This is a genomic window from Nonomuraea aridisoli, assembly GCF_003236395.1.
Taxonomy (GTDB): Bacteria; Actinomycetota; Actinomycetes; order Streptosporangiales; family Streptosporangiaceae; genus Nonomuraea; species Nonomuraea aridisoli.
Genome location: NZ_POUD01000099.1, coordinates 1 through 11,104, shown reverse-complemented (window position 1 = coordinate 11,104; position 11,104 = coordinate 1). Strand labels below are relative to the sequence as shown.

Genomic DNA, 11,104 nt, shown 5'->3' with positions numbered 1-11,104 from the left:
GTCAGCCGACGGACGTCGTCCGCAGGTACTGCAGCGAACCGCTGGCCATCGGGACGAAGCCCTGCACGTTCGCCGCCGTCGCGGTGTAGGTGTAGCCGGAGAACAGCCAGATCCAGGGGGCGTTGTTCTCCAGCTCGGCCGCGACCTGGTCGTAGATCGCCTTGCGCGCCGCCTGGTCGGTGGTCGCCTTGCCCTCGGCGAAGAGCTCGTCCAGCTTGGGCGAGCTGTAGCCGGCGACCTTGTTGAGGTTGCCGTCGCTGGTGAAGTAGCGGGCGTAGGAGCCGTCCGGCTCGGGACGGCCGCCGTTCAGCGCCACGGCCGCGTCGAAGTCGGCCGCCACCCAGCGGTCCACGAACGCGCCCGACTCCAGCACCTCCAGGTCCAGGTTGATCTTGGCCTCGGCGAGCTGTGCCTTGAGGTTCTGGGCCTCGTTGACCGAGGTGGCGTACTCGCCCTGGGAGACGATCGTCTTCACCGTCACGCCGCCGGACTTGCCGGCCTTGGCCAGGTAGTCGGCCGCCTTGGCGAGGTCACGGGTGGGGCAGGGCCGCTTGTTCGGGTCCGACTTGTAGGCCGGGGCGGTGATCGGCCCGACCACCTCGCCCTCGCCGAGCGCCGCGGTGTCGAGCACCTGCTTGCGGTCGATCGCGCACTGGATGGCCAGGCGCACGTTGACGTCCTTGAGGTCGCCGCGCTGGGCGTTCAGCTGCAGCACGTGGTAGTTGAGCTGCGGCGTCTTGGCCACGTTCACCGTGCCGCCCTGCGCGGTCTGGGCCACCAGCGGGTCGTTGAAGACGGCGAGCTGGACGTTGCCCGACTGCATGGCCGAGACGATCGACGACTCGTCGGGGATCACCCGGAACTCGACCGAGGCGACCTTCGCCTTCTCGTTCCAGTACTTGTCGTTCCTGGTCAAGGTGAGCGACTGGTTGGCCACCCGCTTGCCCAGCGTGAACGGCCCGGTGCCGTTGGGCTTGGCGTTGAGCTCCTCCTCGGTGTCGTCGGAGGAGAGCATGGCCATGTTGACCGTGGCCAGGTTGGCAGGCAGCGCGGAGTCGGGGCCGGACAGCTCCAGCACCACGGTGTTCGGGTCGGGGGCCTCGACCGACTCGACCGACGACAGCGACGCGGCCGCCACGGCCGCCGTCTTCTCGTCCTTGATCTTCTCCAGGGACGCCTTCACGTCCGCGGAGTCGAACGCGCTGCCGTCGGCGAACGTCACGCCCTGGCGCAGCTTGAACGTGAGCGTCTTGCCGTCCTCGGAGGCCTGCCACGACTCGGCCAGACCGGGCACGACGTTCAGGTCCTTGTCGAACTCGGTGAGCGTGCCGTACAGGTTCTGCAGCACGTTGACGGTGGTGAACTGGGTGGCCTTCCAGGGGAAGAGCGTGTCGGGGTCGGAGGTCACGCCGACGACCAGCGTGCCGCCGCCCTGGGCGGACCCGGCGGCGCTCGGTGCGGACCCCGAGGATGACGAGCAGCTGGTGAGGGCAAGGGACAACGCAGCGGCGATGCCGACCGCGGAGAGGGCGCCACGGGGCATGTAGTCTCCTCAGGGTCAGTAGGTCATAAAATTACGCAGACCTTACCATCAAGGTACTTATTTTCCTCCACGGGGTGACCATGGGCGAGGACGCCGAGACTCTCCTGATCCGCATCCGGGCGGCCATGCCGGCTCTGCGGCCGTCGGAGCGGCGCATCGCCCACGAGTTCGTCACCGACCCGGCGGCCGCGGCCAACCTGTCCATCGCCGCGCTGGCCGCCCGCTGCGAGACCTCGACCACCTCGGTGGTGCGCTTCTACCAGCGCATGGGCTACGCCCACTACAAGGACTTCCGGATCGATCTGACCAGGGCCGTCGCCCGGGAGGAGCTGGCCACCTCGACCCTGCCGGAGGTGTCGGGCGACATCGACCGGCACGACAGCCTGGAGGGCATCGTCTCCAAGGTCGCGATGAACGAGACCATGTCCATCGCCGACACGGCCCGCTCCCTCGACATGGAGGCGCTCGCCGAGGCCGTGCGGCTGCTGCTGGCGGCCCGCAGGATCGACAGCTTCGGCGTGGGCGCGAGCGCGCTCGTCGGCCTCGACCTGCATCAGAAGCTCTCCCGCATCGGCCGTACGGCGATCAACTGGCACGACGCGCACTCGGCCTGGACCTCGGCGGCCACGCTCACCCCCGGCTGCGTGGCCGTCGCCGTCTCGCACACCGGCGCCACCGTGGACACCGTCGAGTTCCTGTCGATCGCCCGCAAGTCGGGCGCCGCCACCGTGGCCATCACCAACTTCGGCGACTCGCCGCTGGCCGGCGCGGCCGACGTGACGCTCACCACGGCCGCGCGCGAGACCAAGTTCCGCTCCGGCGCCCTCGGCAGCCGCATCGCCCAGCTCATGGTCGTGGACTGCCTGTTCACGGGCGTCGCCCAGGCCTCCTACGACGCCTCCATGGAGGCGCTGCGCAACACCTACGAGGTCGTGCACGACCGGGTGGTCCGCAAGCGGTCCTAGGCGTGCACGCCGCTCGCCCCCTTCTTCACAGCGGCCATTCACCTGGGGTTCACTGGCCACCCCTACCTTGGACGCCCATGAGCTGGAGGTACCGTGCCAACGCCACCCTTGAGGGGCTGACGGGATACACACTGACGCGACGGGTACAGAAGCAGGCGCCCAAGGCGGCGCCCCCGCCGAAGACCCCGCTGGAGTGGCAGCGGCTTCCCGGAGACAAGGTGCGCCCGCCGGTCGACCCCGTGCACGACCGGCTGCTGCGCGAGCCGGTCTTCATCCTGTCGTCCGTGCGGTCCGGCTCCACGCTGCTGCGCGTCATGATGGACAGCCACTCCAAGGTGCACTCGCCCATCGAGACGCACTTCCGCCGGATGACCGTGGGGCTCGGCACCGACCCCGTACGGCAGGCCATGGAGCTGCTCGGCCACACCCACAGCGACATCGAGCACATCGTCTGGGACCGCGTCCTGCACCGTGAGCTGGCCCGCAGCGGAAAGCCGATCCTGGCCGAGAAGACGCCCAGCAACGTGTTCGCCTGGCGGCGCATCGCGACCTGCTGGCCGGACGCCCGGTTCGTCTTCCTGCTGCGCCACCCCATGTCGATCGTGCAGTCCTGGCACGAGGCCGACCCGGCCAAGCGGCCGATGAAGAACGCCGTGCCGCGCACGCTGGCGTACATGACGCATGTGGAGGAGGCCCGCACCCACCTGGAGGGCCTGACCGTGCGCTACGAGGAGCTGACCGCCGACCCCGAGGGTCAGCTGCGCCGGCTCTGCCTGTTCCTGGGCATCGAGTTCGAGCCGTCGATGCTCGACTACGGCAAGCAGGACCACGGCGCCTTCGTCAAGGGCATCGGCGACTGGCGCGACAAGATCCGCGCCGGCACGGTCGTGCAGGGCCGCCCCCTGCCCACGCCCGACGAGATCCCCGCCGAGCTCCACGACATCTGCCGGACGTGGGACTACCTGTCGTGAGACGGATCTCACTGCCGAAGTGGCCAGGCTGTGACAGACTTCGCTCGCAATTCGTCCGCCATTCGCCTGGGGCTCCGATATGTTGCCCTTCGTGATCAACGGGCCTTCTCGCCGAGCTTTACTCGCCGGCACTCTCGCCGGCCTCGCCCTGCCCGCGGCGGTGCCCGCGGGCGCCGAGGCCTCCGCGCGTGGCAGTCTTCCCGCGCGGCCGAACATCCTGCTGATCCTCGCCGACGACCTCGGCTGGGGAGAGATCGGCAGTCAGGGGCAGCGCAAGATCCGCACACCGAACCTGGACCGGCTGGCGGCCGAGGGTGTGCGGTTCGAGACGGCGTACTCGGGGGCGCCGCTGTGCGCGCCCTCCCGCTGTTCGCTGCTGACCGGCCTGCACGCGGGCCACAGCACCGTCCGGGAGAACCCGGAGGGCGGTGAGCAGCACGCGCTCACCGGCGCCGACCTGACCTTCGCGGAGCTGCTGCAGCTGTCCGGCTACCGCACGGCCCTGTTCGGCAAGTGGGGCTTCGGCCCCGAGGAGCCCGGCCAGGAGTCCCACCCGAACGCGCGCGGCTTCGGGGAGTTCTTCGGCTACATCACGCACAAGCACGCCCACCACTACTACCCCGAGTACCTGTGGCACAACGGCGACAAGGTGCAGCTCGGCGGCAAGTCGTACGCGCCCGACCTCTTCCGTGAGCGGGCGATCGACTTCATCAAGAAGGGCGGGGACGACCCGTTCCTGCTCTACTTCGCCAGCAACCTGCCGCACTCGCCGAGCGTCGTCCCCGGCGACGCTGGACCGTACCAGGACAAGCCCTGGACGATCCAGAACCGCAAGCACGCCGAGCAGGTGGCCCGCCTCGACCGCGACGTCGCCGCGCTCGTCGAGGCACTGCGCGAGGCCGGGGTGGCCAAACGCACGCTCGTGCTGTTCACCAGCGACAACGGCCCCCACCGGGAGAAGGGCGTGACGCCCTGGCTGTTCAACTCCAACGGCCCCTTCCGCGGCGACAAACGCGACCTGTACGAGGGCGGCATCCGCGTCCCGCTGATCGCCTGGTCGCCCGGACTGGAGCACCGCGTGGAGTCGCAGCCCGTGACGTTCTGGGACGTGCTGCCGACGATGGCCGACCTGGCCGGGGTGCCGGTGCCCGCGCACCTCGACGGTCGCTCGTTCCGCGGCCTGCTGACCGGCCGTGACGTCCGGGAGCACAAGCACCTGGTGTGGAACCGCCCGCACAAGGCCCAGGCCATCCGCCGCGGGCGGTGGAAGGTGGTCAGGTTCGACCCGCACATCTCCGGCGCCGGGCCCGAGGGCCGCGTCGAGCTGTACGACCTGCGGACCGACCCGCGCGAACGCCACGACCTCGCCGCCGCCAAGCCCGATCTGGCCCTGGAGCTGAGCGAGGAGCTCGACAACGCGATCGGTTCCGACCCGCGCATCCCGTACGGGCTGCGCGCGGAGGTCACCGCCGACCAGGTCGTCGTGACGCTGCACAACGGCTCGTCGGTGCCGTGGCGCAACGTCCGGCTGGGCCTCGACGGGCGGCGCAAGAGACGCGCGCACACCGTGCCCGTGGTCGTCCCGGGGACGGCGATCTCGGTCGGCTTCCCGGTGCCGTCCGGGAAGATCACGGCCCGCGCCGACTTCGACGCGAAGGGCCGCTCGCACGTCTTCCGCCAGCGGCGCCTGGGCGGGACCGCCCCGGACCCGCTGGAGCTGACCTCCACCGGCTGAGCGACCGGCCGGGGCGCCGCTCGCGCCCCGGCCGTGATGTCGTCGCACGTCAGAGGAGCTGGGAGGGAACCGTCACCAAGACGGCACCCCACTCTAGTGACGAAGAGTAATGACATCGCTACGATCCGTCGCCATCCTGGTAGTCCGGAGCTTTCTACCAGGAGACGAACGTATGAATCTGGTCACCCGCGCGGAGTGGCGCGCGAAGAAGCCGACCAGCGCCTACACCCGCCTGTCGAGCACCCGCGGCGTCAAGATCCACTACACCGGCGGCAAGGTGCCCGCCGACCTCGCCGAGCCCGGCAACCACGACCGCTGCGCCGACCTGGTGCGCGACATCCAGCGCATGCACATGTCCGGCGGCCGCGGTGAGCGCTACATCGACCTGGGCTACACCATGGTGTGCTGCCCCCACCGCGCCACGTTCATGGGCCGCGGCCCGCACGCCCTGCCGGCCGCCAACGGCGCCGGCCTCAACTCCCGCCACTACGCGGTGCTCGCCCTCGTCGGCAGCTCCGGGTTCACCCGGCCCAACGACGACCTGCTGCACGCCCTGGTCGACGCCATCGAATACCTGCGCGAGCACGGCGACGCCGGCCGCGAGGTCAAGGGCCACCGCGACGGCTACCCGACGAGCTGCCCGGGCGATCCGCTCTACCGCTGGGTGCGCGCGGGCGCCGAGCGGCCCGCGCCGCTCATGTGAGACGGCCCACGTGGGCCAGCGCCTGCTTCAGCAGCACGCCCTGCCCGCCGGTCATCTCCTGCTGCACCGCAGGCGAGGCCGCCTCCTCCGGCGTGAACCACACCAGGTCGAGGGCGTCCTGCCGGGGCCGGCAGTCACCGGCGACGGGCACGATGTAGGCCAGCGAGACCGCGTGCTGGCGCGGGTCGTGATACGGCGTCACGCCCGGCGTGGGGAAGTACTCCGCCACCGTGAACGGCTGCGGCGACGGCGGGACGCGGGGCAGCGCCACCGGGCCGAGGTCCTTCTCCAGGTGGCGCATCAGGGCGTCGCGGATGCGCTCGTGGTGCAGCACCCGCCCCGAAACCAGCGCCCGGCTGACACTCCCGTCGGCGTCCATCCGCAACAACAGGCCGACCCGGGTGACCACCCCGGCGTCGTCGACCCGAACCGGCACGGCGTCGATGTACAGGATCGGCATCCGGCCGCGGACCGACTCGAGTTCTTCGGGGGAGAGCCAGGCGGGCGTGGTTTCGGTCTTTTCGGTCATCTGCTGATGGTACGGCCCGGGGACTCAGCGGCGTACCGGAGTCCTGACAAGTGACGGCCGGCCGGCGAGCGAGGACCGGCCGGCCAGCCAGGAGGTCGTGCAGATGACGGCCACGATGCCGAGGAACGGCAGATATTCCACGACTTTCCCGACATTTCGCTTCATGCGAGCTCACGCTCCGCTCTCTTCTTGGCCAGCCGCCTGCGCTGCGGCTGGACGGTGTACTTGGGATCGTTCGCCGACTCCATCCCCGCGTGGAAGATCCCGAAGCGGGTGCAGGCGGAGCCCGCCAGCAGGGCGGCCCCCGCCGCCATCGCCGCGACCCGGCTGCGCCGGGCCACGGTCACCCCGGCCAGCGCGCCGGCCAGCGACAGCGCCTCGCCCAGGCGCAGCAGCCTGCTGCGCCGCAGCGGCTCGCCCACCGGGCCGAGCCGCCGCTCCATCCGGCTGGCCGCCACGCACTCCACGGCCGTGCCCAGCAACGCCGCCCGCCTGGCCGGCGCCGCCTCGGCCAGCGGCGCGGCCAGCATGCCGAGCCCACCCGCCGACGCCGCCGCCGACCCGGCGAACAGGAACGGCATCTCCCGGTAGGCCTCGTGCCAGACGGGCACCGCCGTGTCGCTGATCAGCGCCGCGGTGTACGTGGCCAGCGCCGTCCCGGCCAGCCCGGCCCCCACCGTGGCGGCCCGGCCGAGGCCGGGGAACAGCCCCGTCATGTCGGTCGCCGCCGCGGCCCCGGCCTGGGGGCCGTAGCCGGTGAGGATCCAGGTGCCGACGCTCATCGGCGAGGTCACCTTGAACACCCGCAACATGTTGAGGAAGCGCTCCGGCCGGCCCAGGTCGTGGATCAGGCAGTAGAGCGAGCCGCCCAGCGCGCCCAGCGCGCCGACCTTGCTCGCCCGGGCCAGGCCGGGCCGCCCGGTGAGCTCCGCGGCGGCGGCCAGCGTGGACGACGCCCCCGCCAGGCCGCCCAGGAAGAGGTAGGCGGCGATGTCGTGGTCCTTCCACGTCGGCTCGTTCAGCACCGGCCGCCCGTAGTAGGAGTCGGCCCGCTCGCGATGCGTCACGAGCCGCTCGCGCCTGCCTCCCGCCGAGCCGGGGGTCGCCTCCCGGTCGGCCCGCGTCTCGGCCGAGCCGTCCATCCGTACGTCGGTCTGGCTCATCCGTGCCTTCCCCTCAGTCCCGTGTCCCCTCGCGGCACGTTCACCGCCTCCTCCACGCCGTCACCGCGATGCCGGCGAGCAGGCCGGCGGCCGCCATGCCCACGTGCCGCCACATCGACGGCAGGTCCCTGGTCGTCACCACCGGGTCGGGCGGCAGCCCGTACACCTCGGGCTCGTCCAGCAGCAGGAAGAACGCGCCCATGCCGCCCACGCCGTCGTCCGGGTCGCGGCCGTACAGGCGGGCGGAGGTCATCCCGGCCTCCTGCACCTGCCGCAGCCTGCGGTCGGCGCGCTCGCGCAGCTCGTCGAGGTCGCCGAACTGGATGGAGTCCGTCGGGCACGTCTTGGCGCAGGCCGGCTCCTCCCCGGCGGGCAGGCGGTCGTAGCACATCGTGCACTTGGCCGCGACGCCCGTGGTCTCCCGCTTGCCGATCACCCCGAACGGGCAGGCGGGCACGCAGTAGCCGCAGCCGTTGCAGACGTCCTCCTGCACCACGACGGTGCCGTACTCGGTGCGGAACAGCGACCCCGTCGGGCAGACGTCGAGGCAGGCCGCGTGCGTGCAGTGCTTGCACACGTCCGACGACATCAGCCAGCGGAAGTCCATGTCGCCGACGCCGGGCTCTTGGCGCCCCATGGGCGTGCGCTGCTCGACGAAGGCGACGTGCCGCCAGGTGTCGGCGCTCAACCCCACGGTGTTGTCGTACGACATGCCGGTGAAGTCCAGGCCGTCCTCGGGAACGTGGTTCCACTCCTTGCAGGCCACCTCGCACGCCTTGCACCCGATGCAGATGCTGGTGTCGGTGAAGAACCCGACCCGGTTCCCGTTCAGGTGCTCGTCCAGGTCGAAGGCCATGTCCTCACGTCTCCATTCCGGTCTCGGCGGTCACGCCCGCCCGCCGCTGGTAGGACCTGACCAGCTCGGGCAGGTCGGGGCCGCGCGGGCGCCGGCCCGGCCTGATGTCGGCGGCCAGGGCCTTGACCTCCTGGATGTGCGAGTTCGGGTCCAGCGAGATCGAGGCCAGCTCGTTGGCCGCGTCGCCCTTGGCCATGCCGTTGGGCCCGTAGTGGAAGGGCAGTCCGATCTGGTGCAGGACGCGGCCGTTCAGGTGCAGCGACGGCATCCGGTCGGTCACCATCACCCGCGCCTCGATCGCGTTGCGCGCGGTGATGATGGTCGCCCACTCGCCGTGCACGAGCCCCCGCTCGGCGGCCAGCTCCGGCGAGACCTCGCAGAACATCTCCGGCTGCAGCTCCGACAGGTACGGCGTGAACCGACTCATCCCGCCCGCGGTGAAGTGCTCGGTCAGCCGGTACGTCGTCACCACGTACGGGTAGACCGTCGAGCCCGGCTCGTCGCCGCTCGGCTGGTAACGGTTGTGCTCGTGCTCGTAGACCTTGCGCGACGGGTTGCGCTGGTGGCCGTAGAGCGGGTTGGCGACCGGCGAGTCCTGCGGCTCGTAGTGCGTCGGCAACGGCCCGTCCACCACCCCGGCGGGCGCGAACAACCAGCCCTTGCCGTCGGCCTGCATGATGAACGGGTCGATGCCCGACAGCGCGTCGGGACCCTGCGCGTCCGGCGGCGGCCGGTAGCCGGGGCTCTTGCCCGCCTCGAAGTCGGGCACGTCGTGACCGGTCCACCGGCCGGCGGCCTCGTCCCACCAGACGAGCCGCTTGCGCTCGCTCCACGGGCTGCCGTCGGGCCGGGCCGAGGCCCGGTTGTACAGGATGCGCCGGTTGGCCGGCCAGGCCCACGCCCACTCGGCGGCGATCCAGTCCTGCTCGGTGTGCGGCTTGCGGCGGGCGGCCTGGTTGACGCCGTCGGCGTACACGCCGCAGTAGATCCAGCAGCCGCACGTGGTGGAGCCGTCCTCCTTGAGCGCGTGGTAGCCCGGCAGCGGCCGTCCCTGCCCGTCCCAGCCGTTGATCTCGGCCAGCACCGCCTCCGCCGAGGGCTCGGCGGTCTCGCCGGTCACCGGGTAGTCCCAGGTGAGGTTGAGGACCGGCGCGTCGATCGGGTCCTGGGAGCCGGCCAGCTTCTCGCGGATGATGCGGCCCAGGTGGTACATGAACCACAGGTCGCTGCGCGCGTCGCCCTGCGGCTCGACCGCCTGGTGATGCCACTGCAGCCAGCGGTTGGTGTTGGTGAAGCTGCCGTTCTTCTCGGTGTGCGAGGCCGCGGGGAGGAAGAACACCTCCGTGCCGATGTCGGCCGTCTTCAGCTCGCCCGTCTCGATCTCCGGGCCGTCCTTCCACCAGGTGGCGCTCTCGATGAGGTTGAAGTCGCGCACCACCAGCCAGTCCAGGTTGGCCATGCCCAGGCGCTGCATCTTGGCGTTGGCCGAGCCGACCGCCGGGTTCTCGCCCAGCAGGATGTAGCCCTTGCAGACGCCCTTCAGCTGCTCCAGCACGGTGTCGTACGTGCTGTGCGAGCCGGTCAGCCGGGGCAGCCAGCCGAAGCGGTAGTCGTTGTCCGGCTGCGCCGCGTCGCCCCACCACGCCTTGAGCAGGCTGATCAGGTAGGCGGGCATGTTGGCCCAGAAGCCCTTGCGCGGCGCGTCGGCCTGGAGGAACTCGTGCAGCCCCTCGTGCTCGTGCGCGTACGGCATCGGGATGTAGCCCGGCAGCAGGTTGAACAGCGTCGGGATGTCGCTCGATCCCTGGATGCTGGCGTGACCGCGCAGCGCCTGGATGCCGCCGCCGGGGCGGCCGATGTTGCCCAGCAGCAGCTGCAGGATGCAGGCCGCGCGGATGAACTGCGAGCCGTCGCTGTGCTGGGTCCAGCCGACCGCGTAGACGAACTCGGAGGTCTTGTCGGGCCCCGAGTTCTCCGTCAGGTGGCGGCAGACCTGCTCGAACAGGTGCCGCGGCACCCCGCACACCCGCTCCACCATCTCCGGCGTGTAGCGGGCGAAGTGGCGGCGCAGGATCTGCATGACGCAGCGCGGGTGGCGCAGCGTCTCGTCGCGCTGCGGGCTGCCCTCCATCGGGGCGCCGGCGCTCCCGTGCGTCTCGGGGCGGCCCGGCGGGACGTGGCCCGCGCGCTCGTCGTACTGCTGGTCGCGCTGGCCCGAGGCGGGCACGGCCTCCATCCCGACGTACTGCCAGGACTGCGTGTCGTACTCGCGGGTCTCCGGGTCGAAGCCGGAGAAGACGCCGTTCAGGTCCTCGGCGTCGCGGTAGTCCTCGCGCAGGATGGTGGCGGCGTTGGTGTAGTTGAGCACGTACTCGCGGAAGTACAGCTCGTTCTCCAGGACGTAGTTGATGAGCCCGCCGACGAAGGCGACGTCGGCGCCGGCCCGGATGGGCACGTGCAGGTCGGCCAGCGCGCTGGTGCGGGTGAAGCGCGGGTCGACGTGGATGATGACCGCGCCGCGCGCCTTGGCCTCCATCACCCACTGGAAGCCCACCGGGTGCGCCTCGGCGAAGTTCGAGCCCTGGATGATCACGCAGTCGGAGTGCTGCAGGTCCTGCATGAACGTGGTCGCCCCGCCC

Annotated in this window: 10 protein-coding genes; 4 read left to right on the top strand and 6 right to left on the bottom strand. The window is 71.1% G+C overall.

Going from position 1 to position 11,104, the window contains the following annotated elements; all coding sequences use genetic code 11:
- Nucleotide 1: 1 nt before the first annotated feature.
- Nucleotides 2-1,543: an ABC transporter substrate-binding protein gene (locus C1J01_RS23270; RefSeq protein WP_111181096.1), complete on the bottom strand. Its 1,542-nt coding sequence runs from the start codon at nt 1,541-1,543 to the stop codon at nt 2-4.
- 80 nt (nt 1,544-1,623) lie between these two features.
- Here C1J01_RS23270 and C1J01_RS23265 point away from each other — a divergent pair, with 80 nt between their 5' ends.
- From C1J01_RS23265 to C1J01_RS23250, 4 genes are all read left to right on the top strand, one after another.
- Complete coding sequence (locus tag C1J01_RS23265) at nt 1,624-2,508, top strand: MurR/RpiR family transcriptional regulator (RefSeq protein ID WP_111181095.1); 885 nt, start codon at nt 1,624-1,626, stop codon at nt 2,506-2,508.
- A 77-nt stretch (nt 2,509-2,585) separates the two neighbouring features.
- On the top strand, nt 2,586-3,479 hold the full coding sequence (locus tag C1J01_RS23260; protein ID WP_111181094.1) for a sulfotransferase family protein: 894 nt from the start codon (nt 2,586-2,588) through the stop codon (nt 3,477-3,479).
- Nucleotides 3,480-3,570: 91 nt separating this feature from the next.
- A complete protein-coding gene (locus C1J01_RS23255) occupies nt 3,571-5,214 on the top strand; it encodes an arylsulfatase (RefSeq protein WP_181448921.1) in 1,644 nt (547 codons plus the stop codon).
- 172 nt (nt 5,215-5,386) lie between these two features.
- On the top strand, nt 5,387-5,917 hold the full coding sequence (locus tag C1J01_RS23250; protein WP_111181092.1) for a peptidoglycan recognition protein family protein: 531 nt from the start codon (nt 5,387-5,389) through the stop codon (nt 5,915-5,917).
- Here C1J01_RS23250 and C1J01_RS23245 read toward each other — a convergent pair.
- From C1J01_RS23245 to fdh, 5 genes are all read right to left on the bottom strand, one after another.
- Complete coding sequence (locus C1J01_RS23245) at nt 5,910-6,446, bottom strand: NUDIX hydrolase family protein (protein ID WP_111181091.1); 537 nt, start codon at nt 6,444-6,446, stop codon at nt 5,910-5,912. The two genes, C1J01_RS23250 and C1J01_RS23245, sit on opposite strands and share 8 nt — an antisense overlap.
- A gap of 24 nt (nt 6,447-6,470) precedes the next feature.
- Entirely contained in the window at nt 6,471-6,611 is a 141-nt protein-coding gene (locus C1J01_RS50035) for a hypothetical protein (RefSeq protein ID WP_181448920.1), read from the bottom strand.
- Nucleotides 6,608-7,609: an NrfD/PsrC family molybdoenzyme membrane anchor subunit gene (gene nrfD / locus C1J01_RS23240; protein ID WP_111181090.1), complete on the bottom strand. Its 1,002-nt coding sequence runs from the start codon at nt 7,607-7,609 to the stop codon at nt 6,608-6,610. Before nrfD ends, C1J01_RS50035 begins: the two co-directional genes overlap by 4 nt.
- 40 nt (nt 7,610-7,649) lie before the next feature.
- Nucleotides 7,650-8,465, bottom strand: coding sequence for a 4Fe-4S dicluster domain-containing protein (locus C1J01_RS23235; protein ID WP_111181089.1), 816 nt, complete (start codon nt 8,463-8,465; stop codon nt 7,650-7,652).
- 4 nt (nt 8,466-8,469) lie between these two features.
- The coding region (gene fdh, locus C1J01_RS23230) for a formate dehydrogenase (protein WP_111181088.1) at nt 8,470-11,104 on the bottom strand (2,635 nt) is incomplete at its 5' end.

Coding starts and splice junctions, on each gene's coding strand:
- C1J01_RS23245 (WP_111181091.1), bottom strand. CDS start 6,446: ATGACCGAAAAGACCGAAACCACGCCCGCCTGGCTCTCCCCCGAAGAA.
- nrfD (WP_111181090.1), bottom strand. CDS start 7,609: ATGAGCCAGACCGACGTACGGATGGACGGCTCGGCCGAGACGCGGGCC.
- C1J01_RS23270 (WP_111181096.1), bottom strand. CDS start 1,543: ATGCCCCGTGGCGCCCTCTCCGCGGTCGGCATCGCCGCTGCGTTGTCC.
- C1J01_RS23265 (WP_111181095.1), top strand. CDS start 1,624: ATGGGCGAGGACGCCGAGACTCTCCTGATCCGCATCCGGGCGGCCATG.
- C1J01_RS23260 (WP_111181094.1), top strand. CDS start 2,586: ATGAGCTGGAGGTACCGTGCCAACGCCACCCTTGAGGGGCTGACGGGA.
- C1J01_RS50035 (WP_181448920.1), bottom strand. CDS start 6,611: ATGAAGCGAAATGTCGGGAAAGTCGTGGAATATCTGCCGTTCCTCGGC.
- C1J01_RS23250 (WP_111181092.1), top strand. CDS start 5,387: ATGAATCTGGTCACCCGCGCGGAGTGGCGCGCGAAGAAGCCGACCAGC.
- C1J01_RS23235 (WP_111181089.1), bottom strand. CDS start 8,465: ATGGCCTTCGACCTGGACGAGCACCTGAACGGGAACCGGGTCGGGTTC.